Consider the following 24,153-nt stretch of genomic DNA (forward strand, 5'->3'; position numbering starts at 1 on the left):
CCCCGGCGCCCGCATCCGCCATGGCTCCGGGCAAAGGAGACCGCTGACCGCATGGCCCGCACGCCGCTCTACAAGGCCGCCGAGACGGAGATGATCCGCCGCATCCGCGATGGCGACTGGCCCGTGGGCCTGCGCCTGCCGAACGAGTTCGTGCTGGCCGCGGAATTCGGCATCAGCCAGGGCACCATGCGCCGCGCACTGATGACGCTCGAGGGCATGGGCCTGCTCAGCCGCAAGCCCGGCCGCGGCACGCTGGTTGCCGACCCCGGGGCCGCCCCCGCACCCGCCGCGCCGCGCGCCGGTCGCCTCACCGGCCCCGACGGCGGGCCGCTGGCGCTCGAGGTCTACCGCAGCCGCGCCGGCCTGCGCGGGGCCACCCCGGCCGAGGCCGCCCTGTTCGGCACCGGGCGCCTGTCGTCGCTGGAGCGCACGCTGCGCCGCGCCGGCAGCCGCGTCGCGCTGGACGAGATCGTGGTTCCCGAGGCGCTGATCGACGCGCTCGACGAGGACGCCGCCGTCGACCTTGCCGACCTCCTGCAGGACGCGGGCCTCGCCCCGGCCGGGATGGACGACCGCATCGCCGCCGCGGTGACCAGCATGGGCGACTCCGTCGCCCTCGCCTGCGACCGCTACACCGCGCTGCTCATCCTCACCCGCACCGCCCGCGACGCCGAGGGCCGCCCCCTCGCCCGCCAGACCCTGCGCCTGGTCGCAGACGGCATCACCTACGACGCCTGACCTCCGCCCTTAACCTTCCGTCAAGGTCAACGCGCGCCCGCCCCATCTTTGCTTTCCAAATACTCCCGCCGGAGGCGTCCGACGGTGCCCGCGGGCGCTCCGGCGGACAGGGGCGCCCTGCCCGAAAAAGACGCCCCCCGGGACGACCGCTCAGATCCCGTCGATGCAGACGTACTTGGTGTCGAGGTAGTCCTCGAGCCCCTGGCTCCCGCCCTCCTTGCCGAGACCGGATTCCTTGACCCCGCCAAAGGGCGCCTCGACCGTGGTGATCAGCCCCGAGTTGATGCCGATCATCCCGTACTGCAGCTTCTCGTTCAGCCGGAAGGCCCGCCCGAGGTCGCGGGTATAGACGTAGGACGCAAGCCCGAACACCGTGTCGTTCGCCATGGCGATGGCCTCCTCCTCGGTCTCGAACACGAAGACCGGCGCCAGCGGGCCGAAGATCTCCTCCTTCGCGAAGGCCATCTCCTGCGTCGCCCCGGTCAGGACCGTCGGCTGGAAGAAGGTTCCACCCAGCTGGTGCCGCGAGCCGCCCAGCACCACGGTCGCCCCTTTGCCCTTGGCGTCGTCGAGCAGTTCCTCGACCTTGGCCACCGCGGCGAGGTCGATCAGCGGCCCCTGCGCCACCCCCGCCTCGCGCCCGTCGCCCACCTTGAGCGCGCGGGTCTTCTCCACCAGCTTGGCGACGAAGGCGTCATGCACGCCCTTCTGCACGTAGATGCGGTTCGCGCAGACGCAGGTCTGGCCCGAGTTCCGGTATTTCGACACGATGGCCCCCTCGGCCGCGGCATCGAGGTCGGCATCGTCGAAGACGATGAAGGGCGCGTTGCCGCCCAGCTCCATCGACACCTTCTTGACCGTGTCCGCGGACTGCCGGATCAGCTCCTTGCCCACCTCGGTCGAGCCGGTGAAGGTCACCTTGCGCACCTCGGGCCGCGCCATCAGCGCCCCCGCGATCTGGCGCGCCGAGCCCGTCACCACGTTGACCACGCCCGCGGGATAGCCCACCTCCTCGGCCAGCGCCGCCCAGGCGAGGCCGGAATAGGGCGTCGCCGTCGCGGGCTTGGCCACGATGGGGCAGCCGACGGCCAGCGCCGGCGCCACCTTGCGCGCCAGCATCGAGGACGGGAAGTTCCACGGCGTGATCATGCCCACCACGCCCACCGGGTGCTTGGTGACGAGGATCCGCCGGCCGTTCACGCCCGCCGGCACGATCTCGCCCTTGGCGCGCCGCGCCTCCTCCGCGAACCAGCGCACGTACTGGGCACCGATGGCGATCTCGCCCTTGGCCTCGGCCAGCGGCTTGCCCATCTCGACGGTCAGCAGTTCCGCCAGCGCCGCCTGGTTGTCCATCAGCGCGTCGTGCAGCTTCCACAGCAGGTTCACGCGGGTCATCAGGTCCATCGCCGAGAAGGCCGGATAGGCCGCCGAGGCGGCGTCGATGGCGCGCATCGTCTCGGCCTCGCCGCAGGCGGGCACGGTGCCGATCACCTCGCCCGTCGCCGGGTTGGTCACGTCGATGGTCTTGCCGCTGTCCGCCCCGATCCACGCGCCGCCGACGTAGTTCGCCTGCCGCATCCAGCTCTGCCAATCGCTCATGTCATCGCTCCCATTCTTTGGGCCAGGTCCAGCATCCGGCAGGAAAAGCCCCATTCATTGTCATACCAGCCAAAGACCCGCAGCATCCCGCCCTTGGCGCGCCGGATCTCGGGCCCCTGCAAGATCACCGACTCGGGCCGCGCCCGGAGGTCGGTGGAGACCAGCGGCCGGTCGGTGTAGCCGATCAGCCCGTCCGCCCGTCCGCGGAAATAGTCCTGCACCGCCTCGGCCTGCGGCTTGTCCCGCGTGATGACGGCCAGGTCCACGCAGGACACGGACGCCACCGGCACCCGCACCGCCGATCCGGTGATGCGGCCCGCGAGATGCGGCAGCACCACGTCGACCAGCTTGGCCGCGCTCGTCGTCGTCGGCACCATGCTCAGGGCCGCCGCGCGGGACCGGGCGAAATCCTCGCCCATCGGCGCGTCGACCGTCGGCTGGCTGCCGGTGTAGCAGTGCACCGTCGTCATCAGCGCGCTTTCGAGCCCCCATTCCGCGTCGATCAGCGCGGCCAGCGGCGCCACCGCGTTGGTGGTGCACGACGCGTTCGACACGATCCGGTGGTCCGGCCGCAGCGCCGCGTCGTTCGCGCCCAGCACGATCGTCACGTCCGCCTCGGGCGAGGGCCCCGACACCAGCACGCGCCCCGCCCCGGCATCGAGCCCGGCCTCGGCAAAGCTCCGCGTCCGCGCGAGGCCCGTGCACTCCATCACCACGTCGATCCCCGACAGGTCCAGCAGCGCCAGGTCCGCCACCTGCGTGAAGGGCAGCACCCGCCCGCCCACGCGCAGCACGCCCTCGCCGGCCTCCACCTCCTCGGGCCAGGGGCCGAAGACGCTGTCGTACTGGAACAGGTAGGCGCAGGTCTTGAGCGGCGCGATGTCGTTCAGCGCCACGATCTCGATCCCCGGCCAGCCGCCCTTGAGCCAGGCCCGGAGGACCGACCGCCCGATGCGCCCGAAGCCGTTGATCGCCACCCTGATGGTCATGCGTCTCTCCCCGCTCGACCCCAGTGATGCCCGCCCCCCGACGCCGGCGCAAGGCCCCCTTCCCCCCGCCAAGGCACTGGCGCTATGCAGGGCGCGGGACCAGGCGGAGAGACGGACCATGGACGGCAGCACCCGGCAGACGCGCGTGACCTCCAGCCACTGGGGTGCCTTCGAGGTCGACACCGAGGGCGACCGCATCGTCGCGGCCCGCCCCTTCGCGCCCGACCCGCACCCGCCCGCGATCCCCGCGATCCTGCCCGCCGCGGTGCATCACCGCAGCCGCGTGGCCCGGCCCGCGATCCGCCGCGCATGGCTTGCCACCCGCGACCGCAGCGGCCGGGGCGACGGCGACTATGTCGACCTGCCCTGGGACGAGGCGCTGGACATCGCCGCAGCGGAGATCGACCGCGTCCGCAAGACCCACGGCAACGGCGCGATCTACGGCGGCTCCTACGGCTGGGCGTCGGCGGGCCGGTTCCACCACGCGCAGGGGCAGATCCACCGCTTTCTCAACACCATCGGCGGCTACGTGGCGAGCTTCGGCAGCTATTCCACCGGCTGCGCGCAGTCGATCATGCCCCATGTCTTCGGCGAGAATTTCCTGACGCTCACCTACGAGACGCAGGACAGTTACGCGACCATCGCCGACCACACCGAGACGCTGGTCATGTTCGGCGGGATCAACCCCAAGAATTCCCAGGTCTCCATGGGCGGCATCACCGAGCATGCGACGGCGGGATGGTTCGACCGCTTCGCCGAAAAGGGCATGGTGCGCATCAACATCGGCCCGCAGAGGGGCGACGCGCCCGAGGGCTGCGAGTGGCTCCCGTGCCGGCCGGGGTCGGACACCGCGCTGATGCTGGCACTCGCCTACACGCTGGAGGCGGAGGGGCTGGCCGACCACGCCTTCCTCGCCAGCCACTGCACGGGGTGGGACAGGTTCCGCCCCTACCTGATGGGCGAGACGGACGGGCAACCGAAGTCGCCGGACTGGGCCGCGCCGCTGACGGGCGTCGGCCCGGACAAGGTGCGCGCCCTTGCACGCCGCATGGCCACCACCCGCACCCTCATCACCGTCGCCTGGTCGCTGCAGCGGCAGGAACACGGCGAACAGCCCTACTGGATGTCGGCGGTGCTGGCCGCGATGCTGGGCCAGATCGGCCTGCCGGGCGGCGGCGTCGGCTACGGCTACGGTGCCATCGGCGGCATCGGCAAGGATTTCCGCCCCATCGGCGGCATGACCCTGCCGCAGGGGCGCAATGCCGTGCCCGACGTGATCCCCGTCGCCCGCGTGGCCGACATGCTCCTGCATCCCGGCCAACCCTACGACTTCAACGGCGAACGCCGCACCTACCCCGACATCCGCCTCGTCTACTGGGCGGGCGGCAACCCGTTCCACCACCACCAGGACCTGAGCCGCCTGCACGACGCCTGGACCCGGCCCGAAACCGTGATCGTGCACGAACCCTGGTGGACCGCCACCGCCCAGCGTGCCGACATCGTGTTCCCCGCCACCACCCCCTACGAGCGCGAGGACATCGGCCGCAGCCCGCTCGACGACTACCTGTTCCACATGCCCGCGCTGATCCCGCCCGTGGGCGAGGCGCGGGATGACTACGCGATCTTCGCGGGGCTGGCCGGGCGCATGGGCCTCGGCCCGGCCTTCACCGAGGGGCGCAGCGCGGCGGACTGGATCGACCACCTCTACGCGGGCTTCCGCGACCGGGCCGGGGCGGCGGGCGTTGCGGTGCCGACGCTGGACGAGCTGCGCGCGCGGAACTGGGTCAAGCTGGACATCGCCGCCGAGGAACAGCCCAAGCCCATCCTCCGCCGTTTCCGCGCCGATCCCGAGGGGGCGCCGCTGCGCACCCCGTCGGGCAGGATCGAGATCTTCTCCGAGACCATCGACGGCTTCGGCTACGACGATTGCCCCGGCCACCCGGTCTGGCTGCCCCCCGCCGAATGGCAGGGCGCGGCGACGGCCGAGGCGCCCCTGCACCTCGTCTCGCCGCAGCCGGGCGACAAGCTGCATTCCCAGCTCGAGGCCGCGCTGGCGGACGTGGAGGGCGCAAGGCCCGAGACCGTCCTTATACATGAAGAGGACGCGAAGCCCCGCGGCATCGCCACGGGCGACCTCGTGCGCGTGTTCAACCGGCGCGGGTCGGTGCGGGCGCGGGCGCGGGTGACGTCAGACATCCTGCCCGGCGTCGTGGCGCTGCCCACGGGCGCTTGGTTCGGGGCGGGCCGGGGCAACATGGACCCCAACGGCAACCCCAACGTGCTGACGCGCGACGTGGGCACCTCGCGGCTTGGCCAGGGCACCAGCGCGCATTCGGCGCTGGTGGAGGTCGCCCGCCTCGACTGACGCGGCGGGCGGGCGGGGTCAGGGGGTGAGGATCCAGCCGGCCCCGAAGACCACGGCCATCGCCGCGAGAAAGACCAGCCAGTGCAGCAGCAGCGTCCGCGTCGGCGTGGCCTGCGCCGCGCGGGCCTGCACGCAGAAGCCGCACTCCGCCTCGCCGGCCGGGGCCTCGCCGCCGCAGGTGATGCAGGCCCCGCCCTCGCGGGCCGTCCCCGCCGCCCGTTCGAGCTTGGGCGGCGGCGGCGCCAGATCGCCGGTCAGGAACGGGACCGGCTGCGGCCAGGGCGCGCCGGCGGGCGCAGGGCCATCGGCGGCGCGGGGCGGGGTGGACCCGCCGGAGACGGGAACGGCAGTCATGACACACCTCCTTGTGCGGCCGGGTCGGGGTGCCGGGGACCACGGCCGGTTTTCCAGAGCGAAAAGGCGACGCCGGCGCCGAGGATCGCGAAGGTGATGCCCAGCGACCAGGCCGGGGGGAACTTCTCCCAACCCATCAGGTCGGCCACGAAGATCTTGGAGCCGATGAACACCAGCAGCAGCGACAGCGCGTATTTCAGGTAGGCGAAGCGGTGCAGGATCGCGGCCAGCGCGAAGTAGAGCGCCCGCAGCCCGAGGATGGCGAAGATGTTCGAGGTGTAGACGATGTAGGGGTCGGTGGTGATCGTGAACACCGCCGGCACCGAGTCGACGGCAAAGACGAGGTCGGCGATCTCGATCAGCACCAGCGCCAGGAACAGCGGCGTGGCGAAGCGCGTCAGCAGGCCGGTCACCGGGTGCGGCTCGCGGACGAAGAAGGCGTGGCCCCGGATCTCGTCGGTGACGTGCATCCGCCGCTTGAGGAAGCCGAGGAGCCGGCTGTCGTGCAGGCTGTGGTCCTTTTCGGACACGACCAGCATCTTGATGCCGGTGAACACCAGGAAGGCGGCAAAGACGTAGAGGACCCAGTGATACTGGTCCACGATGGTGGCGCCGAGGCCGATCATGATGCCGCGCAGCACGATCACGCCGAGGATGCCCCAGAACAGCACCCGGTGCTGGTACTGACGCGGGATCGCGAAGAAGCCGAAGATCAGGGCGATGACGAAGATGTTGTCCATCGCCAGCGTCTTCTCGACGACGAAGGCGGTCAGGTACTGCGCCGTCGCCTCGCCGCCCATCTGCCACCAGATGAAGCCCGAAAAGGACAGGCCGAGGGCGATGTACATGGCCGAGAGCCGGAGGCTTTCGGCGACGCCGATCTCGTGGTCGTCGCGGTGCAGGACGCCGAGGTCGAACACCAGCAGGGCGATGACAAGGGTGAGGAACAGCAGCCACATCCAGAGCGGCTTGCCCAGGAACAGCAGGAGCAGAATGTCCAAGATGCGTGACCTTGCAGCACTTCACGCGCGGGAGGTCACGGACGCGGGATTGCGGACGCGACACCGGGCGGAGAGGTGCGGTCCGACATCACGAGGGGGTTCCGTCGTCAGAGGGGCCCGGGCCGCCCGCAGTAGATCGGGAGGGCGGGTGCGCCTTCAAGGGCCCGCCGAAAATATTCCCGCGCGGGGCTGTCGGGCGGGCGTCGGCCTTCGCGGGACGGGGGCAGGACGGCGGTCCTGCGCACGCGGAAAACCCGGGTTTGCCGGGTGCGTTGTCCGCAATGACGCGCCTATCGCCGCGCCGCCACGTAGGCCGCCACCTCGGCCTTGTAGAGCTCCCGGATCCGCCGCGTCACGGGCCGCGACCCGTCGCCCACCGGCTTGCCGTCGATCGAGGCCACCGGCGTCTGCGCCCCGAAGGTGCCGGTCAGGAACGCCTCCTCGGCGCCGTAGGTCTCGTAGAGGGAAAAGTTCTTCTCGAAGACCGGGATGCCGTCCCGGCGGCACAGCTCGATCACCTTGCCCCGCGTCACCCCGTTCATGCAGTAGTCGCCGGTCGAGGTCCAAACCTCGCCCCGCCGGACGATGAAGAAGTTGCAGGCGTTCGTCGTGTTCACGAAGCCATGCGGGTCGAGCATCAGCGCCTCGTCCGCGCCGGCCTGTTCGGCCTGCAGGCAGGCGATCACGCAGTTCAGCTTGGAGTGGCTGTTGTATTTCGGGTCCTGGCTCATCGGCAGGCCGCGCACCTGCGGCACGGTCGCCAGCTGGATGCCCGGGCCCGCCATCCGGTCGACCGGCTTGGAATGCTCCAGGATGATCACCAGCGTCGGTCCCGAGCGGCTGAGTGACGGGTGCTGGAACGGCCGCACCTTGACCCCGCGCGTCAGCATCAGCCGGCAATGCACGTCGGTCTGCATCCCGTTCGCGCGGCGGGTCATCTCCAGCGCCTCGAAGATCCCCGCACGGTCCAGCCCCACGTCCAGCGACACCGCCTTGCAGCTGTCGAAGAAGCGGTCCATGTGCTCGTCGAAAAAGGCCCAGACGCCATCGTAGAGCCGCAGCCCCTCCCACATGCCGTCGCCCAGCAGGAAGCCGCTGTCGTAGACCGACACCTTGGCCTCGTCGCGCGGCTTCAGCTCGCCGTTGACGTAGATCAGGATGTCCCGGTTGCGCGGGTCCTCCAGCGCGTCGTGGGTGGTCTGGTGGTCGGTCTGCATCGGCGGCGCTCCCTCTGGCTCCGCCCCTGCCTGCCCCCGCACCACGCGCCGGTCAAGCCGCCGCGCGACATGAAAACGCCGCGCAAGCCCGGGGGCGCGCGGCGGCCTGTCTGTCTGCGGGGAAGTGGTAGCGGAGGAGGGATTCGAACCCCCGACACAAGGATTATGATTCCTCTGCTCTAACCGACTGAGCTACTCCGCCACGGGGCGTGGAGGTATGACAAGCGCCCTGCCCCGTCAACCGCAAAAAACGCGGGGCTCAGGCGGGCGGGAGGCGGGCCGCCGTGACCTCGACCTCGACCTTGAACTCGGGCCGGGTGAAGCCCGACACGATCACCAGCGTCGAGGCCGGCAGCCGCGCCAGGCCCGCGCACCAGGCGTCGCGCGCGGCCATGTAGCCGGCCATGTGCGCCCGGTCGGTGACGAAGGCGTTGATGCGCACCGTGTCGGCGCGGGTGAACCCCGCCTCGGCCAGGATCGCCTCGCAGGCGGCGAAGCAGAGCTCGGCCTGCGCACGGGCGTCGCCGGGGATGGCATCGTCGGTCGTGATGCCCAGCTGGCCCGAGGTGAACACCCATTCGGCCCCCGCCGGCACATGGGTGCCGTGGGCATAGGCGGCAAAGGGCGGGCGGATCGTGGCGGGCACGAGGGCGGCAAGCGACGGGCGGTCGGGCATGGCGGGCTCCCTGAGTCTCGGCCGCCAGACAAGCGGCAGGCGGCCCCGCCTGTCCAGCCCGACGGCACCCCGCCGATGCGGGCGCTGCGCAAACTCCGGGCAGATCCGTCGCGCCTGCCGCGAATCTGGGCGCCCGCGCTGCATCTGGCGGCCGGCAGGTGGCGCGCCGCTTTCCCGCCGCATGGGGCCCCCTAGGCTGCCGTCAATCGAACAAGCACCACAGCGGGGAGTTTCCAGGGATGCGTCGCACCTCCACACTTGCACTGATCGCGGGCCTTGCCGCCGCCGGCACCGCCGGTGCGCAGGATCTGACGCCCGTCACCTTCGGCACCAACTGGCTGGCCCAGGCCGAGCATGGCGGTTTCTACCAGGCCGTCGCCGACGGCACCTACGCGGCCTGCGGCCTCGACGTCGACATCATCTCGGGCGGCCCGCAGGTGAACAACCGCGCGCTGATGCTGGCCGGCCGGATCCAGTTCCACATGGGCGGCGACATGCTGCAGGCCTTCAACGCCGTCGCCGAGGGCATCCCGGTCGTGGCCGTGGCCGCCATCTTCCAGAAGCACCCGCAGGTGATCCTGGCCCACCCCGGCGTTGCCGACACCTGGGACGAGCTGCGCGACCTGACGCTGCTGATCGGCGACAACGGCTTCACCTCCTATTACCAGTGGATGATCGCCGCGCACGGCTTCACCGTGGAACAGCGCCAGCCCTACACCTTCAACCCCGCGCCCTTCCTCGCCGACACGCAGGTGGGGATGCAGGGCTACCTGTCCTCCGAGCCCTACCTGGTCGAGCGCGAGGGCGGCTTCGTCCCGAACGTGTTCCTGATCGCGGACAACGGCTTTGCCTCCTACGCGACCACGATCGAGACCATGCAGCAGACCATCGACGAAAGCCCCGAGGTGGTCGAGTGCTTCGTCAACGGCTCGATCCTCGGATGGTACAACTACCTCTACGGCGACAACGCGGCCGCGAACGCGATGATCCTCGAAGCCAACCCCGACATGACCCAGGACAAGATCGACTACGCGATCTCCAAGATGCTGGAATGGGGCATCGTCGACTCGGGCGACGCGCTGACGCTGGGCATCGGCGCGATGACCGACGAGGTGATCGGCGGCTTCTACGAGGACATGGTCGCGGCCGGCGTGGTCGAGGCGGGCCTCGACTGGCAGGCCTCCTACACCACGCAGTTCGTGAACCAGGGCCTCGGCCTGGACCTCCGCCCGCAGTGATTTGAGCAGCGGCTCCGGGCGGTCCGTCTTGCGGCGGGCCGCCCAATTTCCCTACCCTCCGAGGCATCATGGCCGTCCGCCACCACGATACCCTGCCGCTCGGGCAGCGCCCGCCGCTGTTGAGGCTGTCCCACGTGGACAAGGTCTTCGGCGGTGACGTGGTCGCGCTGCGTGACATGACCCTGCAGGTGAACCAGGGCGATTTCATCTCGCTGCTCGGCCCTTCGGGCTGCGGCAAGTCCACCGCGCTCAGGATCATCTCGGACCTGATGCACCCCACCCGCGGCCGCGTGGAGTGGGAGGGCGGCCAGGGCCAGGGCGACCTGGGCGTCGTGTTCCAGGAACCGACCCTGATGCCCTGGGCCACGGTGGCGCAGAACGTCTGGCTGCCGTTCCGGCTGGCCGGCAAGAGCTATGCCGAGGTCAAGGACGACGTGCTGGAGGTGCTCCGCCTCGTCGGCCTCGAAAAATTCCTCAACGCCTACCCGCGCGAGCTGTCGGGGGGCATGAAGATGCGCGTGTCGATCGCGCGGGCCATCGTGACCAACCCGCGCCTGATCCTAATGGACGAGCCCTTTGCCGCGCTGGACGAGATCACGCGGCACAAGCTGAACAACGACCTGCTGCAGCTCAAGGCCAAGATCGGCTGCACCGTGATCTTCGTCACCCATTCGGTCTTTGAATCGGTGTTCCTGTCGGACAGGATCGTGGTGATGGCGGCGCGGCCCGGCAGGGTGCTGACCGAGTTGCAGGTCGATACCCCCTATCCGCGCGGCGAGGCGTTCCGCACCTCGGCCGACTACGCCGCCCATGCGCGGCGCGCCTCCGAGGCGCTGAGGGAAGCGATGGGAGAACCGGCATGAGCCTGGCAGACGACCGCGGCCTCGCCCTCGGCGGCACCCGCGACGAGGACGAGATCCGCCGCGCCCGCGCCGCCCGCGTCGAGAGGACGGCGAAATGGGCGCTGCCCCTCGTCATCATGGTGCTGGCGATCCTCGGCTGGGGCTGGATCGTCACCGCCAACGAGATCCCGCACTACATCCTGCCCGGGCCCGACCGGGTCTGGGACAGCCTCGTCACCGACTGGGGCATCCTGCTCGAGGCCGCCTACCTGACCGGCTGGATCACGCTGGTCGCGCTGGTGCTGGCCGTGGTCGGCGGCGCGGGCCTTGCGATCCTGTTCAACCAGTCGCGGATGCTGGAGCTGTCCTTCTACCCCTACGCGGTGATCCTGCAGGTGACGCCCGTCGTGTCCATCGCGCCGCTGATCTTCATCTACGTCGACAGCAAGATCGCGGGGATGCTGCTCTGCGCGTGGCTGGTGGCCTTCTTCCCGGTGCTGTCCTCGACCACCCTCGGCCTGAACTCGGTCGACCACAACCTGCGCGACCTGTTCCGCATCTACGGCGCCAACCGCTGGCAGCGGCTGCGCTACCTGCAGCTGCCCTCGGCGCTGCCCTATTTCCTCGGCGGCCTGCGCATCGCCGGCGGCCTGTCGCTGATCGGGGCGGTGGTGGCCGAGCTGGTGGCGGGCACGGGCGGCATCGGCACCGGCCTTGCCTTCCGCATCCAGGAGGCGGGCTATAGGCTCAACATCGCGCGCATGTTCGCGGCGCTGGCGCTGGTGGCGGCGATGGGCGTGTTCATCTTCGCGGCCCTCAGCCTGCTGTCGCACCTGCTGCTGCGCAAGTGGCACGAAAGCGCCCTGAGCCGGGAGGGATGATGGACTTCACCCATCTGCCCCACGGCGACGTGACGCTGGCCAACGTCACCGTGCCCGCCTGCCTGCTGGGGCAGGACGGCGACCTTGTCCGCACCGACATCTCGATCACCGGCGGCCGGATCGGGCCGCCGCAGGCCATCGCGGTGGACATGCAGGGCGCGATGGTGTTCCCGGCCTTCGTCGACATGCACACGCATCTGGACAAGGGCCACATCTGGCCGCGCAGCCCCAACCCCGACGGCAGCTTCATGGGCGCCCTGACCACCGTGCGCGCCGACAGTTCAGCCCGCTGGAGCGCCGCCGACCTGCGCCCGCGCATGTCGTTCTCGCTGCGCTGCGCCTATGCCCACGGCACGCGGGCGATCCGCACACACCTGGATAGCATCGCGCCGCAGGACGACATCACCTGGCCGGTGTTCCGCGAGCTGCAGGCCGACTGGGCGGGGCGGATCGACCTGCAGGCGGCCTGCCTGATCGGCTGCGACAAGTGGACGGACGACAGCGGCGCCTTCGGCCATACCGCCGATCTGGTGGCCGCCACGAAGGGCGGCGTGCTGGGGATGGTGACCTACCCCATGGCCGACCTGCGCGACCGCATCCGGGGCTTCTTTGCGCAGGCCGAGGCGCGGGGCCTGAACGCGGATTTCCACGTCGACGAGACGATGGACGCCAGCGTCGAGACGCTGCGCGACATCGCGGAATTGAAGATGGAAACGGGGTTCTCGGGCCGCGTCGTCGTCGGCCATTGCTGCTCGCTGTCGGCGCAGGACGAGGACCGCGCGATGGACACGCTCGACCTGGTGGCCAGGGCCGGGATCGACGTGGTCAGCCTGCCGATGTGCAACCTCTACCTGCAGGACCGCACGCCGCAGGGCACCGCCCGGACCCCGCGCCGCCGGGGCATCACGCTGGTGCACGAGATGCGGGCGCGCGGCATCCGCGTGAGCTTTGCCTCCGACAACACGCGCGATCCGTTCTACGCCTATGGCGACATGGACATGCTGGAGGTGATGCGCGAGGCGACGCGGATCGGGCACCTCGACCATTCGCGGGCCGACTGGACCACCAGCTTCCTGACCGACCCTGCCGCCACCTGCGGCTTCGACGCGCCGTCGCTGGCGGAGGGTGCGCCCGCGGACCTCGTGATCGTGAAGGCGCGGAGCTGGACCGAGCTGTTCGCCCGCCCGCAGGCCGACCGGATCGTGCTGCGCGGCGGCCGCCAGATCGACCGGACGCTGCCCGACTATGCCGAACTCGACGAGCTGATGAGGACCTGAATGCAACCCAACGTCGCCGCGGCCAAGGCCGCCCTCGCCCATATCGAGCAGGACGAGAACCCGGCCACGATCCGCGCCAAGAGCCGCGATTTCTTCTGGTATTCGCCGGTGCTCAAGGAGGCGATGGACCACCTCGAGGCGGATTTCGTGGTGAACCCGAAATCCGAGGCCGAGGTGATCGAGGTGCTGCGCGTCTGCTACGCCCATGACGTGCCGGTCACGACGCGGGGCGCGGGCACCGGCAACTACGGGCAGGCCATGCCGATGCGCGGCGGCTGCGTCATGCACTTGCGCCACATGGCGGCGGTGAAGGAGGTGCATCCGGGGCGCGTGATCTGCGAGCCGGGCATTCTTCTGAAAGATCTGGATGCCTACTGCAAGGAACACTCGGGCCAGGAGATCCGGATGTTCAGCAGCACCTGGGCGACGGCCACGATCGGCGGCTTCATCGCCGGCGGCTCGGGCGGCGTCGGGTCGGTGCACTGGGGCAGCTTGCGCGACCTCGGCAACATCATCCGGCTGCGCGTGGTGACCATGGAAGCCGAACCGCGGGTGCTGGAATTCCGCGGCGAGGAACTGGCGCGGGTGTCCCACGCCTACGGCACCAACGGGATCATCACCGAGCTGGAGATGCCGCTGGCCCCGGCCTACGACTGGGTCGAGATCTTCGTCGCCATGAAGGACTTCATGGCCGCCACGCGGTTCACCGACGCGCTGGCGAACCAGGACGGCATCCTGCTGAAGCTGGCGAGCGTCTACGAGGCGCCGGCGCCCTACGACTACTTCACCCGGGTGAAGCCGCATATCGAGGCCGACGACACGCTGATCGGCCTGATGGTGGCGCCGCATTCGATGGACGGGTTCCTGACCTTCCTCGGGCGGCACCCCGACGCGCGGATGATCTACCGGTCGGACGCGAACGACTGGCCGCGGACGCCGGGGCCGGTGTTCGAGTACGGCTGGAACCACACCACGCTGCGCGCGCTGAAGGTCGACCCGTCGATCACCTACCTGCAGGTGCGCTACGGCTTTCCCGAGCACCTGGCCCTGATCGAGAAGATGCGCGACGCGCTGAGCCCCGAGGTGCTGCAGCACCTCGAGGCGATCCGGATGGAGGGCAAGATCGCCTTTGCCGGCCTCAGCCTCGTGAAGTTCACCACCAAGGAGCGGCTGGACGAGATCGTGCGGATGCACGAGGAGGCGGGCGCGCTGATCTTCAACCCGCACCGCTACACGCTGGAGGAAGGCGGGCGGCAGTCGGCGGACCAGCGGCAACTGGATTTCAAGCGCGAGGCGGACCCCAAGGGCCTGCTGAACCCCGGCAAGATGGTGAGCTGGGACACGCCCGATTTCGATTATTCGGAGATGTACCGATACCCCGCGATGACGCCGAAACCGGAGGCTGCCGAGTGAGGGATTTCGCCGCCTTCGGCGTCGACCCGTGCGAGGGGGCTGTCTGCCCCCTCGCGCTCCCCCGAGAGTATTTGGAAAGCAAAGATGGGAGGGGCGCATGAGCCGGGCGCTGGTGCTGTTCGCCCATCCCTGCCCAGAGAGCTTTTCGGCGGCGCTGCACAAGCGCGTGGTGGAGCGGCTGCGGACGTCGGGCTGGGAGGTCGATGACTGCGACCTGAACGCCGAGGGGTTCAGCCCGGTGCTGACCGAGGCGGAGCGGCGGGGGTATCACGAGGTCGGGCCGAACATCGCGCCGGTGGCCGGCTATGTCGAGCGACTGCGCGCGGCGGATGCGCTGGTGATGGTGTTCCCGGTCTGGAACTTCGGCTACCCGGCGATCCTGAAGGGGTTTCTCGACCGGGTGTTCCTGCCCGGCGTGTCGTTCCGGCTGGAGAACGGGCGCGTGAAGCCGAACCTGACCCATATCCGCAAGCTCGCCGCCGTGACCACCTATGGCGGCACGCGGATGCGGGCGCTGCTGGTGGGCGACCCGCCGCGAAAATGCGTGACGCGGGCGGTGTGGCATGTCTGCCGGCCCGAGAAGATGCGCTACCTCGCGCTCTACGACATGAACCGGGCGACGGAGGACCGGCGGCACGCGTTCCTCGACCGGGTCGACCGCGAGATGGCGGCGTTCTGATGCGGGCGCTGGTCGTCTACTGCCACCCGCGCACCGGCAGCTTCACCGAGGCCGTGCGCGACGTGGTGCTGGCGCGGCTGGCGGCCGCCGGGGCCGAGGTGCGGCTGCGCGATCTCTACGCCGAGGGGTTCGACCCGGTGCTGTCGGCGCCCGAGCACGAGGGCTACGAGGCGGAGCCCGCCAACCGGCTGCCGGTGGAGGGGCATGTCGCCGACCTGATGTGGTGCGACACGCTGATCTTCGTCTACCCGACCTGGTGGTACGGGCTGCCGGCGATGATCAAGGGCTGGCTCGACCGGGTGATGCTGCCGGGCGTCGCGTTCCTGATGCCGGACGCGGTGAACGCGAACATCCGGCCGGGGCTGACGAACGTGACGCGGCTGGGCGTGTTCACGACCTGCGGGGCAAGCTGGTGGCTGACGCGGATCGTGGGGGCGCCGGGGCGGCGGACCCTGCTGCGCGGGGTGCGGCTGATGTGCGCCAAGGGGTGCCGGACGGCCTTTGCGGCGCATTACCTGATGGACAGCTCGACGCCGGAGAGCCGGGCGCGGCACCTCGACCGCGTGGCGGCGAAGATGGACCGGTTCCTGGGCGGGCAGGTCCGCGCGAAGGAGGCGGTGGCATGATCCCGGTGCTGGATTTCCGGCGCTTTGCCGAAGCGACCGACCGCGACGGTTTCGTCGCCGACCTCGGCGCTGCGGCGCGGGGGCCGGGGTTCTTCCTGCTGACGGGCCACGGGGTCGACCCGGGGCTGCAGGCGGCGGTCTTCGCGCAGGCGGACGCGTTCTTCGGGCTGCCGGGGACGGAGAAGGAGAAGGTCTCGATCCTGAAGACGCCGCATTACCGGGGCTGGGCGCATGACGGGCTGGAGAGCCTCGATGAGACGAGCGGGCAGAAGGACCGGAAGGAAAGCTTCAACATCGGCTTCGACATGGACCCCGCCGACCCGCGCGTCGTGGCGGGCGAGCCGTTCCGGGGCGTGAACCAGTGGCCGGACCTGCCGGGCTTCCGCGAGACGATGCTGGCCTATTACGACGCGGCTCTGGAGCTGGGCGTGCGGCTGAGCCGCGCCATCGCGCTGGACCTCGGGCTGCCCGAGGATCATTTCGACAGCGCCTTTCACGAGCCGCTGGCGGCGCTGCGCGTGCTGCACTACCCGCCCGGCACCGGCGCGGCCGGCGAGATCGGGGCGGGGGCGCATTCGGATTACGGGGTGGTGACGCTGCTGATGACCGACGGCGAGCCGGGGCTGCAGGTGAAACCGCGCGGCGGGGACTGGACGGACGTGCCCCATGTCGCGGGGGCCTACGTGGTCAACATCGGCGACTGCCTGATGCGCTGGACCAACGACATCTACGTGTCGACCCCGCACCGGGTGCTGCCGCCGAAACGGCAGCGGCGGTCGGTGGCGATGTTCGTGGAGGCGAACCCGGACGTGGTGGTCGAGGCGCTACCGGGGACCGGCGCGCCGAAATATGCGCCGATCCGGGCCGCCGACTACCTGCAGTCGCGGCTGGATGCGACCTACAACGAGAAGGTCCGGTAGGGCGGGACTTGTCCCGCCAAAATTCTTGTAGAAGATCACGCGGAGGCGGACAGGGGCGCGAGGCGGGAGACGTCCCGCCCCACGGCCACCCCGGCAGGTGGCAGGGTGATCCCCTCGAAGGGTACCGCCTCGGGGCCGTGGTTGAACACGAAGCGCGTGGCGCCCGCCTGGCGGATGCGGATGTCGGGGGGCAGGTCCAGCGTGTCGACCCCGGCCTCGGCCGAGGCGCGCAGCAAGAGGTGGCGCAGGAAATCGGGGTCGGGCCAGCCGCCGAGATAGGTGAGGTTGCCCGCGCGCATGGTGACGGGGCGGCCCTGATGGTCGCGGTCGAGCACCTCGGCGGTGCCGTCCAGTTCCTCTCGCCAAAGGGTGACATGGCCGGTGCCGTGCAGGGGCAAGGGCATGTCGGGGCGCAGCGTCTCGACCCGCGCGACGGTCACGTCGAGGCCGGGGATCGCGGGCGGCAGCGGCACCGGGATCGACAGCGCGGCGGTCTTGGCGTTGGTGCGGGGGCCGAGGAGAACCTGCGCCCCGGCGGTTTGCAGCGCCTGCTTCAGCGGCTCGGACAGGGTGACGAGGCCGGGGACGAGAACGAGGCGATACCCCGCGAGCGAGGCGGTGTCGGGGGGCAGGATGTCGACCGAAAGGCCCAGCTTGCGCAGGCCGCGATACATCTCGAACACCAGCCGGAAATAGTCGCAGCCGCGGCCCTGCGGCTGCACCGCCCAGGCCCAGGCGGAGGCGTAGTCGAACACCAGCGCGACGGGGGCCTGCGCCACCTCGACCCGGGGCGCGGCGGCCAGTTCGGCGGCCACCTGCGCCGCCTCGTGGAAACCCGGGGCGGCCACGCTGTCGGGGCGCAGAAGGCCCGCGTGATACTGTTCCTGCGCAAAGGGCGCCTGCCGCCAGCGGAAGTAGCTCACGCATTCGGCGCCGTGGGCAAAGGCCTCCCAGGTCCAGAAGCGGACCATGCCGGGCAGCGGCGCGGGGTTGTGGGGGGCCCAGTTCACCGGGCCGGGCTGCTGTTCCATCACCCACCAGCGCGGCGTCTCTGCCTCGGGGAACTGTGCCGCGACGGCGCGGTAGAGGTCGTGGTGGAAGGCCTGGAAATCGGGGTCGCCCTGGCGGGCATGGCGGCGCTTGTGCTCGGCGCTGTCCTCCAGCCGGTCCTCGAGAAAGCCGAGCGGGTAGCTGTCCCAGGTGGCGATCTCCATCTGCCGGCCCAGCGCGAAATGGTCGAACTCGACGATCCGGCCCATGTAGTTGTGGCTGATGGGCGCGTCGGAATGCTGGCGGATCGCGGCGACCTGCGCCGCGTTGAAGCGCGCCACCTGGTCCGAGGAGAAGCGGCGGAAGTCGAGGGCGTGGGACGGGTTCGGTTCCGTCACGGTCAGGTTCGGCAGGTCGATCTCGTCGAAGGCCGTGTAGTCCATCGACCAGAACACGTTGCCCCAGGCGCGGTTCAGCGCGTCCGTCGACTGGTAGCGCTGCGCCAGCCAGTCGCGGAAGGCGCGGCGGGCGGCGTCGGAGTAGCTGTAGATCGTGTCGTGGCAGCCGTATTCGTTGTCGGTCTGCCAGGCCTCGACCTTGCGGCCGAAGCGCTTGGCCAGGATCGTGGCGATCCGCACCGCCTCGGCCCGGTAGCCGTCATGGGAAAAGCAGTAATGCCGGCGCGAGCCGAAACCGCGGGGGCGGCCCTCGGCGTCGACGGCCAACATGTCGGGGTGGCGGTCAAGCATCCAGCGCGGCGGCGTGGCGGTGGGGGTGCCGAGCACGACCTTGAGGCCCGCGCCGTGCAGCGTGTCGATGGCGCGCTCCAGCCAGTCGAGGCGGAGGTCGCCGGGGGCGGGTTCCAGCTTCGACCAGGCGAATTCGCCGATGCGGACCCAGGTCAGGCCGAGGCCGGCCATGCGGGCGGCGTCCTCGGCCCAGATCTCTTCGGGCCAGTGCTCGGGGTAGTAGCAGGTGCCGAGGGTGCGCTTGAGGGTCACAGGATCACGCGATGTTCGGGTTGGCCGGTGAGGGCGGTTTGCAGTGACAGAGTCTGCCCGGAGAGCGGCGCGGCGTCCATCGCATCGTTCGGCAGGCCCTGGCGGGCGGAGGTGACGTACAGCGTCGAGAGGTCGGCCCCGCCGAAGGCCGGACAGGTGGGTTGCGGAACGGGGAGCGGGAATTCTTGTGCAAGGTTTCCATCGGGGGTGTAGCGGGCGAGGCGCGAGGCGCCCCATTCGGCGACGACGAGGTGGCCGTCGGCGTCCACCACGGCGCCGTCGGGGTTGAGGCCGGTTTCCCGGTGGTCGAGGAACACGGTCCAGTCTCCCTGCGGCCAGCCCTCGGCGTCGAGCGCGATGCGCCAGACGAGGTGCTGCGCGGTGTCGGCGAAATAGGCGGTGCGGCCGTCGGGCGCGAAGCTGGTGGCGTTGGGGATGGTGATGCCATCGCGCAGGCGGCGCAGCTCGCCGCGGTGGTATCGGTAGAGCGCGCCGGCGCCGGGCTCGGCGTGCTTGCCCATGGTGCCGATCCAGAAGCCCCCCTGCGGGTCGGCCCGGCCGTCGTTGGAGCGGGTGACAGGGTTGTCGGCCTCCAGCGGCACGAGGCGCTCGGAGCTGCCGTCCGCCAGGGAAAACCGGACAAGGTCGGTTTCCGTGGCGACGAGCAGGGTCGCGTCGTCCACCCAGCCCGCGGCCGAGACGTGGCGGTCGAACCGCCACTCCCGCGGGCCGTCGGCATCGCGGGTCATCAGGCGCTTGCCCATGATGTCGAACCAGAACAGCTGCCGCCGGGCCGGGTGCCAGAGCGGCCCCTCGCCGAGGATGCAGGCGCGCGCGTCGAAGACGGCGACACTCATACGGCGACGCCCTTGGTCGCGTCGTCCCAGGCGGCGACCATGCGGGCGGCGCGGCGGGCGACCTCGGCGGCCTCCAGGCCCGGACGGTAGAGCGAGGTGCCGAGGCCGAAGCCGTTGGCGCCCGCCGCCAGCCAGTCGGCGAAACTCTCAGGCCCGACGCCGCCCACCATGTAGAGCTGCGCGCCGCGCGGCAGGACGGCGCGGACGGCCTTGAGCCCCTCGACCCCCATCTGGAAGGCCGGGAAGATCTTGAGCCCGTCGGCGCGGGCCTTGAGCGCGGCGAAGCATTCGCTGGGCGTCAGCACGCCGGGAAAGCTGAGGAGGCCCATGCGCCTGGTCTCGGCCACCACCTCGGCGTCGAAGTTGGGTGACACGATCAGGCGACCGCCCGCATCGGCGACCTCGCGCACCTCGTCGGGGGCAAGGACCGTGCCGGCCCCGATCAGGGCGTGGTCGCCGAGACGCTCCGCCAGGATGGCGATGCTGTGCAGCGGCCGGGGAGAGTTCAGCGGCACCTCGATGCGGGTGATGCCGGCGGCCAGCAGCGCCTCGCCCACGGGCAGCGCCTCCTCGGGGGTGAGGCCGCGCAGGATGGCGATGAGGTTGCGGTCGGTCATGGCAGGGACGGCTCGGTCTGGGCGGCGCGGATGCGGGCGAGGCCCGCGAGCGTCAGGGGGCCGGCGTCGAGGCTGCGGGCGGGAACGCCCTGGGCCTGCAGCGCGCGGGCGTAGAGATCGGCAAGCGCCGGGGCGGCGGCGACAGCGACCTGCTGGCCCAGCCAGTAGGGGCGCGTCGCGGCCAGTTCCGCGCCGATGAGCGTGCCCGACAGCCGCGCGCGGGAGACCGTGGCGCCGGTGCCGTTCAGCGTGGCGTCGGCGCGGACCGCGAAGAGGCGCTGGGCAAGGCGCTCGGGGCGCGACAGGGTGTCGGCCAACGCCTCTAGGAAGGCCGCGGGGTCGAGCGCGGGGGCGTCGACGGAATGGCGCAGGACGGAGTGATGCGACAGGAGGTCGAACAGCTCGCCCGTCATGCAGGTCTGGAAGCTGACCACCTCGCCGGCGCTGAGCTGTACCCATTTCGTGTGGGTGCCGGGCAGGCAGAGCACGCCGTCGAAGCCGGGTTCGCGCGCGAGGAAACCCGCGACCTGGGTCTCCTCGCCGCGCATGACGTCGGGCGGCGCCGCCTGGCTGAGGCCGGGAACGATGGACAGGCGCAGGCGCGGGTCGCGGGGGGCGGTGGCGCGCATGGGCGCGAGTTCCGCGGGCTTGGCGGGGACGCGGACATAGGGCGCCTCCTGCCAGCCCTGCTTGGCGCCGACCATGCCGCAGGCGAGGATGGGCGTGGGACCGGCGCCGAGCCAATCCTGTATCAGATCGAGGAGCGCCGGCTCGAACCCGTCGCGCGCGAGGCGTCCCATCCCGTCCTCGGACTGCGCCGAGGCGCGCACCGTGCCGTCCGGGCCCATCGCCCAGGCCCGCAGATGGGTGGTGCCCCAGTCGACGGCGATCCAGTCGGCGTATGCGGCCTGCCCGCTCATCCCGTGACCACCACGCCCCCGTCGATGACCAGCGCCTGCCCGGTCATCGCCTTCGAGGCCGCGGACGCGAGGAACAGCATCCCGCCCACGATGTCCTCGGGTTTCAGGTGTTCCTTCAGGCACATGCGCTCCATGTGCGCGGCGAGGTCCTCGGGCTTGGCCCAGAGCTTCAGCTGTTTCTCGGTCAGCACCCAGCCCGGCATCAGCGTATTCACCCGGATCCGGTCGGGCCCGAATTCACGGGCAAGGCTGCGGGTCATCGCCGTGATGCCGCCGTTCGCGGTGGTGTAGGCCGGGTAGCCCGCGTTGCCCATCATGTAGGAGATCGACGAGACGTTGATGATCGACCCGCCGCCGGCGCGGCGCATGCCGTCGACGACCGCCTGACAGGCGAAGAAGTAGCACTTGAGGTTGATCGCCTGCGACCAGTCCCAGAACTCCTCGGTCACCTCTGCGGTGGTGTGGCGCTGGTCGTTGGCGGCGTTGTTGACCAGCACGGTGACGGGGCCGTTCACCTCGGCCGCCTCGGCGATGGCCGCCTTCAGCGCCGGGATGTCGGTGATGTCGCAGCGCATGGCGTGCGGGCGGTGGCCGGTCTTGCCCTCCATCTCGTCGCAGAAGGGCGTGGCGTCGGAGCGCTGCACGAAGGCGACGCGGGCGCCTTGCCGCAGGAACCCTTCGGTCAGCGCGGCGCCGATGCCGGAGCCGCCGCCGGTGATGAAGACGGACTGGCCTTCGAGGTCGGGGAAGGAGGGGATCATGCGGCTTTCCTCACCCGCGCGAAGGCCGGCAGCATGTCGCCATGCGCGGCCAGTAGGTCGGTGACCAGCGACCGGATCTGGCGCAGGTCGAGCTCGGCGGCGGTGTGCGGGTCCATGTAGGCGGCGTGGTAGACGTGATCGACGTTCTCCTCGACCAGAGCGCGGACGACAAGCTCCTGCACGTTGATCTGCGTCCGCATCAGCGCCACCAGTTGCGGCGGGATGTCGGAGACGGTGGTCGGCTGCACCCCGTTCGCGTCGACCAGCGCCGGCGCCTCGACGGCGGCACCCATCGGCAGCTGCGGGATCTGGCCGCGGTTCGGCAGGTTGGCGTAGGCGACGTAAGGGGCATCGGTGACGATGGCGTTCATCATCTCGGCGGCGAATTCGTGGGACTTCTTCACCTCGATCCCGGCGGCGGCCTTGAGCGCCTTGGCCTGCGCGGCCCAGCCCTCGGCCTGTTCGACGCAGCGCAGGGGGTATTCGTCGAGGGGGATCCTGAATTCTTCTATCAGATCATCGCGCCCGTCCTTGACGAACCACGGGACATACTCGGCCAGGTGCTCGGAGCTTTCGGTGCAGAAATAGCCGAGGTGATCCATCACCTCGTAGCGGACCTTGTTCCAGCAGCGCGGCATCAGGAGCGGCGGCTTCGGCAGGCGCCCGGCCCGGTAGCCGTCGCGCAGCGCGGGGTAGAGGTCGCGGCCCCTGTGCTCCAGTTTTAAGAAGAAGGCGACGTGGTTCACGCCTGCGACGCGGTAGCGGATCTCGTCGGCGGGCAGGTCGAGATCATGGGCGATTTCCTCGACGGTGTTCTGGACGGAATGGCAGAGCCCGGCCTGTTTCAGCCGCGGGAACCGCTCGGCGAGCGCCCAGGTGTTGATCGCCATCGGGTTGACGTATTGCAGCAGCGTCGCGTCCGGGCAGAGCCGCGCCATGTCCGCCGCCACGGCCCAGAGATGCGGGACGGTGCGCAGGCCCCGCATGATGCCGCCCACGCCCAGCGTGTCGGCGATGGTCTGGCGCAGGCCGTATTGTTTGGGAATGTCGAAGTCGATCACGGTCGACGGGCGATAGCCGCCGATCTGGAAGGCGGTCACCACGAAATCCGCGCCGTCCAGCGCGCGGGCGCGGTCGGTGGTGGCCTCGACCGTGGCGCCGGTGCCCATGGTGGCGATCATCTTCTCGGCCACCATGCGGCTTTCCTCCAGCCGCTGCGGGTCGATGTCCATGAGGGCGATCCGCGCGTCGCGGAGCGCGGGGAAATGCAGCATGTCGCCCACGATGTTCTTCATGAAGATCGTGGATCCTGCGCCGATGAAGGCAAGCTTGACGGTCACTTGACGGCTCCGAGGGTAAGGCCCGCGATGAAGTGGCGCTGCATCAGGAAGAAGATCACCACGGGCGGGATGGCAGCCACGATGCTGCCCGCGCTCATCAGGTGAAACTGCGCCACGAACTGCGAGTTGAACGAGGTGATGCCCGCCGTCACCGGCTGGGCGCCCGGGCCCTGCGTCAGCACGACGGCCCAGAAATAGTCGTTCCAGATGAAGGTGAAGATCAGCACCGACAGCGCCGCGATGGCGGGACGCATCAGAGGCAGGACGACGAACCAGAAGATGCGCCATTCCGCGACGCCCTCGACACGGGCCGCCTCGATCAGCTCGTAGGGCAGCGCGCGGATGAAGTTGCGCATGAACAGCGTGCAGAACCCGGTCTGGAACGCGATGTGGAACAGCACGAGCCCGAGCTTCGTGTTGTAGAGGCCGAGGTCCACGGTCAGGTCGCGGACCGGCACCATCAGGATCTGGAACGGCACGAAGTTGCCCGCGATGAACATGAAGAAGATCAACAGGTTGCCGCGGAACCGGTAGATGCCCAGCGCAAAGCCGGTCATGCAGGACAGGGCCACCGCACCGATCACCGTGGGCACGGTGATGAACACGGAGTTCAGCAGGTAGCGGGGCATGTCGCTCTCGAAGAAGACGCGACCGTAGTTGGTGAAGAACTCGAAGCTCGACGGCATGCCCCAGTAGTTGCCCTGCCCGAAATCGGAGAAGGGCCGGATCGAGAACAGCATCACCGCGATCAGCGGCAGGAGCCAGAGGATCAGCACGAGCGGCAGCAGCGACTGGTAGGTGATCTGCGCCGCGCGGGACCGGTTCTGGATCGGGGTCGGGAACATCGGCGCC

General features: G+C 70.2%; 23 protein-coding genes and 1 tRNA gene. 10 read left to right on the forward strand and 14 right to left on the reverse strand.

Annotated features, from left to right (window positions below):
* Nucleotides 1-51 precede the first annotated feature (51 nt).
* Complete coding sequence (locus HCU73_RS12860) at nucleotides 52-738, forward strand: GntR family transcriptional regulator (protein ID WP_168623863.1); 687 nt, start codon at nucleotides 52-54, stop codon at nucleotides 736-738.
* Between the two features lie 150 nt (nucleotides 739-888).
* Here the strand turns inward: HCU73_RS12860 and HCU73_RS12865 are convergent, their stop codons facing one another.
* Complete coding sequence (locus HCU73_RS12865; RefSeq protein ID WP_168623864.1) at nucleotides 889-2,337, reverse strand: NAD-dependent succinate-semialdehyde dehydrogenase; 1,449 nt, start codon at nucleotides 2,335-2,337, stop codon at nucleotides 889-891.
* Nucleotides 2,334-3,326 carry a type I glyceraldehyde-3-phosphate dehydrogenase gene (locus tag HCU73_RS12870; RefSeq protein WP_168623865.1) on the reverse strand — a complete coding sequence of 331 codons (993 nt, stop codon included), beginning with the start codon at nucleotides 3,324-3,326 and terminating at the stop codon, nucleotides 2,334-2,336. The genes HCU73_RS12865 and HCU73_RS12870 overlap by 4 nt, the downstream gene beginning before the upstream one ends.
* Nucleotides 3,327-3,444: 118 nt before the next feature.
* On the opposite strand from HCU73_RS12870, the gene HCU73_RS12875 reads away from it, so the two are divergent.
* The gene (locus HCU73_RS12875) at nucleotides 3,445-5,691 is read left to right on the forward strand and encodes a molybdopterin-dependent oxidoreductase (RefSeq protein ID WP_168623866.1); all 2,247 of its coding nucleotides are present in this window, start codon (nucleotides 3,445-3,447) and stop codon (nucleotides 5,689-5,691) included.
* An 18-nt stretch (nucleotides 5,692-5,709) separates the two neighbouring features.
* On the opposite strand, the gene HCU73_RS12880 is transcribed toward HCU73_RS12875, so the two are convergent.
* From HCU73_RS12880 to HCU73_RS12900, 5 genes are all read right to left on the reverse strand, one after another.
* The gene (locus tag HCU73_RS12880; RefSeq protein WP_168623867.1) at nucleotides 5,710-6,045 is read right to left on the reverse strand and encodes a hypothetical protein; all 336 of its coding nucleotides are present in this window, start codon (nucleotides 6,043-6,045) and stop codon (nucleotides 5,710-5,712) included.
* Nucleotides 6,042-7,046, reverse strand: coding sequence for a TerC family protein (locus tag HCU73_RS12885; RefSeq protein WP_168623868.1), 1,005 nt, complete (start codon nucleotides 7,044-7,046; stop codon nucleotides 6,042-6,044). The genes HCU73_RS12880 and HCU73_RS12885 overlap by 4 nt, the downstream gene beginning before the upstream one ends.
* Nucleotides 7,047-7,336: 290 nt before the next feature.
* Nucleotides 7,337-8,263, reverse strand: coding sequence for an aminotransferase class IV (locus HCU73_RS12890; RefSeq protein WP_168623869.1), 927 nt, complete (start codon nucleotides 8,261-8,263; stop codon nucleotides 7,337-7,339).
* A gap of 125 nt (nucleotides 8,264-8,388) precedes the next feature.
* Nucleotides 8,389-8,465 (reverse strand) — tRNA-Met (locus HCU73_RS12895).
* Nucleotides 8,466-8,522: 57 nt separating this feature from the next.
* Complete coding sequence (locus tag HCU73_RS12900) at nucleotides 8,523-8,939, reverse strand: RidA family protein (protein ID WP_168623870.1); 417 nt, start codon at nucleotides 8,937-8,939, stop codon at nucleotides 8,523-8,525.
* A 239-nt stretch (nucleotides 8,940-9,178) separates the two neighbouring features.
* On the opposite strand from HCU73_RS12900, the gene HCU73_RS12905 reads away from it, so the two are divergent.
* The 8 genes from HCU73_RS12905 to HCU73_RS12940 all read left to right on the forward strand — a co-directional run bounded on the left by HCU73_RS12905 (nucleotide 9,179) and on the right by HCU73_RS12940 (nucleotide 16,815).
* Nucleotides 9,179-10,177 (forward strand): ABC transporter substrate-binding protein, encoded by a 999-nt coding sequence (locus HCU73_RS12905; RefSeq protein ID WP_168623871.1) that lies wholly within the window; start codon nucleotides 9,179-9,181, stop codon nucleotides 10,175-10,177.
* Between the two features lie 68 nt (nucleotides 10,178-10,245).
* Nucleotides 10,246-11,040 carry an ABC transporter ATP-binding protein gene (locus tag HCU73_RS12910; RefSeq protein ID WP_168623872.1) on the forward strand — a complete coding sequence of 265 codons (795 nt, stop codon included), beginning with the start codon at nucleotides 10,246-10,248 and terminating at the stop codon, nucleotides 11,038-11,040.
* Nucleotides 11,037-11,900, forward strand: a complete 864-nt coding sequence (locus HCU73_RS12915) for an ABC transporter permease (RefSeq protein ID WP_168623873.1) — start codon at nucleotides 11,037-11,039, stop codon at nucleotides 11,898-11,900. The genes HCU73_RS12910 and HCU73_RS12915 overlap by 4 nt, the downstream gene beginning before the upstream one ends.
* Nucleotides 11,900-13,177: a cytosine deaminase gene (locus HCU73_RS12920; protein WP_168623874.1), complete on the forward strand. Its 1,278-nt coding sequence runs from the start codon at nucleotides 11,900-11,902 to the stop codon at nucleotides 13,175-13,177. Before HCU73_RS12915 ends, HCU73_RS12920 begins: the two co-directional genes overlap by 1 nt.
* Entirely contained in the window at nucleotides 13,178-14,590 is a 1,413-nt protein-coding gene (locus HCU73_RS12925; protein WP_168623875.1) for an FAD-binding oxidoreductase, read from the forward strand.
* 97 nt (nucleotides 14,591-14,687) lie between these two features.
* On the forward strand, nucleotides 14,688-15,269 hold the full coding sequence (locus HCU73_RS12930; RefSeq protein ID WP_168623876.1) for an NAD(P)H-dependent oxidoreductase: 582 nt from the start codon (nucleotides 14,688-14,690) through the stop codon (nucleotides 15,267-15,269).
* Nucleotides 15,269-15,895, forward strand: a complete 627-nt coding sequence (locus tag HCU73_RS12935; protein ID WP_168623877.1) for an NAD(P)H-dependent oxidoreductase — start codon at nucleotides 15,269-15,271, stop codon at nucleotides 15,893-15,895. The genes HCU73_RS12930 and HCU73_RS12935 overlap by 1 nt, the downstream gene beginning before the upstream one ends.
* Nucleotides 15,892-16,815 carry an isopenicillin N synthase family dioxygenase gene (locus HCU73_RS12940; protein WP_168623878.1) on the forward strand — a complete coding sequence of 308 codons (924 nt, stop codon included), beginning with the start codon at nucleotides 15,892-15,894 and terminating at the stop codon, nucleotides 16,813-16,815. Before HCU73_RS12935 ends, HCU73_RS12940 begins: the two co-directional genes overlap by 4 nt.
* 35 nt (nucleotides 16,816-16,850) lie before the next feature.
* Here the strand turns inward: HCU73_RS12940 and HCU73_RS12945 are convergent, their stop codons facing one another.
* From HCU73_RS12945 to HCU73_RS12975, 7 genes are read right to left on the reverse strand one after another with little or no spacing between them, the layout of a single operon-like run.
* The gene (locus HCU73_RS12945) at nucleotides 16,851-18,806 is read right to left on the reverse strand and encodes a beta-galactosidase (RefSeq protein ID WP_168623879.1); all 1,956 of its coding nucleotides are present in this window, start codon (nucleotides 18,804-18,806) and stop codon (nucleotides 16,851-16,853) included.
* A complete protein-coding gene (locus HCU73_RS12950) occupies nucleotides 18,803-19,663 on the reverse strand; it encodes an SMP-30/gluconolactonase/LRE family protein (protein ID WP_168623880.1) in 861 nt (286 codons plus the stop codon). Before HCU73_RS12950 ends, HCU73_RS12945 begins: the two co-directional genes overlap by 4 nt.
* Nucleotides 19,660-20,280, reverse strand: a complete 621-nt coding sequence (locus tag HCU73_RS12955; protein ID WP_168623881.1) for a 2-dehydro-3-deoxy-6-phosphogalactonate aldolase — start codon at nucleotides 20,278-20,280, stop codon at nucleotides 19,660-19,662. Before HCU73_RS12955 ends, HCU73_RS12950 begins: the two co-directional genes overlap by 4 nt.
* A complete protein-coding gene (locus tag HCU73_RS12960) occupies nucleotides 20,277-21,200 on the reverse strand; it encodes a 2-dehydro-3-deoxygalactonokinase (protein WP_168623882.1) in 924 nt (307 codons plus the stop codon). Before HCU73_RS12960 ends, HCU73_RS12955 begins: the two co-directional genes overlap by 4 nt.
* The gene (locus HCU73_RS12965; RefSeq protein WP_168623883.1) at nucleotides 21,197-21,961 is read right to left on the reverse strand and encodes an SDR family NAD(P)-dependent oxidoreductase; all 765 of its coding nucleotides are present in this window, start codon (nucleotides 21,959-21,961) and stop codon (nucleotides 21,197-21,199) included. Before HCU73_RS12965 ends, HCU73_RS12960 begins: the two co-directional genes overlap by 4 nt.
* Nucleotides 21,958-23,301 carry an alpha-galactosidase gene (melA, locus tag HCU73_RS12970; RefSeq protein ID WP_168623884.1) on the reverse strand — a complete coding sequence of 448 codons (1,344 nt, stop codon included), beginning with the start codon at nucleotides 23,299-23,301 and terminating at the stop codon, nucleotides 21,958-21,960. The genes HCU73_RS12965 and melA overlap by 4 nt, the downstream gene beginning before the upstream one ends.
* Nucleotides 23,298-24,146: a carbohydrate ABC transporter permease gene (locus HCU73_RS12975; protein ID WP_168623885.1), complete on the reverse strand. Its 849-nt coding sequence runs from the start codon at nucleotides 24,144-24,146 to the stop codon at nucleotides 23,298-23,300. Before HCU73_RS12975 ends, melA begins: the two co-directional genes overlap by 4 nt.
* Nucleotides 24,147-24,153 lie beyond the last annotated feature (7 nt).

It is taken from the genome of Roseicyclus persicicus (genome assembly GCF_012395815.1).
In the GTDB taxonomy this organism is placed as follows: domain Bacteria; phylum Pseudomonadota; class Alphaproteobacteria; order Rhodobacterales; family Rhodobacteraceae; genus Roseicyclus; species Roseicyclus persicicus.

Bases quoted from the DNA above. Each gene is read 5' to 3' on its own strand.
- HCU73_RS12860 (WP_168623863.1), top strand. From the start codon at position 52: ATGGCCCGCACGCCGCTCTACAAGGCCGCCGAGACGGAGATGATCCGC.
- HCU73_RS12865 (WP_168623864.1), bottom strand. From the start codon at position 2,337: ATGAGCGATTGGCAGAGCTGGATGCGGCAGGCGAACTACGTCGGCGGC.
- HCU73_RS12870 (WP_168623865.1), bottom strand. From the start codon at position 3,326: ATGACCATCAGGGTGGCGATCAACGGCTTCGGGCGCATCGGGCGGTCG.
- HCU73_RS12875 (WP_168623866.1), top strand. From the start codon at position 3,445: ATGGACGGCAGCACCCGGCAGACGCGCGTGACCTCCAGCCACTGGGGT.
- HCU73_RS12880 (WP_168623867.1), bottom strand. From the start codon at position 6,045: ATGACTGCCGTTCCCGTCTCCGGCGGGTCCACCCCGCCCCGCGCCGCC.
- HCU73_RS12890 (WP_168623869.1), bottom strand. From the start codon at position 8,263: ATGCAGACCGACCACCAGACCACCCACGACGCGCTGGAGGACCCGCGC.
- HCU73_RS12900 (WP_168623870.1), bottom strand. From the start codon at position 8,939: ATGCCCGACCGCCCGTCGCTTGCCGCCCTCGTGCCCGCCACGATCCGC.
- HCU73_RS12905 (WP_168623871.1), top strand. From the start codon at position 9,179: ATGCGTCGCACCTCCACACTTGCACTGATCGCGGGCCTTGCCGCCGCC.
- HCU73_RS12910 (WP_168623872.1), top strand. From the start codon at position 10,246: ATGGCCGTCCGCCACCACGATACCCTGCCGCTCGGGCAGCGCCCGCCG.
- HCU73_RS12915 (WP_168623873.1), top strand. From the start codon at position 11,037: ATGAGCCTGGCAGACGACCGCGGCCTCGCCCTCGGCGGCACCCGCGAC.
- HCU73_RS12920 (WP_168623874.1), top strand. From the start codon at position 11,900: ATGGACTTCACCCATCTGCCCCACGGCGACGTGACGCTGGCCAACGTC.
- HCU73_RS12925 (WP_168623875.1), top strand. From the start codon at position 13,178: ATGCAACCCAACGTCGCCGCGGCCAAGGCCGCCCTCGCCCATATCGAG.
- HCU73_RS12930 (WP_168623876.1), top strand. From the start codon at position 14,688: ATGAGCCGGGCGCTGGTGCTGTTCGCCCATCCCTGCCCAGAGAGCTTT.
- HCU73_RS12935 (WP_168623877.1), top strand. From the start codon at position 15,269: ATGCGGGCGCTGGTCGTCTACTGCCACCCGCGCACCGGCAGCTTCACC.
- HCU73_RS12940 (WP_168623878.1), top strand. From the start codon at position 15,892: ATGATCCCGGTGCTGGATTTCCGGCGCTTTGCCGAAGCGACCGACCGC.
- HCU73_RS12950 (WP_168623880.1), bottom strand. From the start codon at position 19,663: ATGAGTGTCGCCGTCTTCGACGCGCGCGCCTGCATCCTCGGCGAGGGG.
- HCU73_RS12955 (WP_168623881.1), bottom strand. From the start codon at position 20,280: ATGACCGACCGCAACCTCATCGCCATCCTGCGCGGCCTCACCCCCGAG.
- HCU73_RS12960 (WP_168623882.1), bottom strand. From the start codon at position 21,200: ATGAGCGGGCAGGCCGCATACGCCGACTGGATCGCCGTCGACTGGGGC.
- HCU73_RS12965 (WP_168623883.1), bottom strand. From the start codon at position 21,961: ATGATCCCCTCCTTCCCCGACCTCGAAGGCCAGTCCGTCTTCATCACC.
- HCU73_RS12975 (WP_168623885.1), bottom strand. From the start codon at position 24,146: ATGTTCCCGACCCCGATCCAGAACCGGTCCCGCGCGGCGCAGATCACC.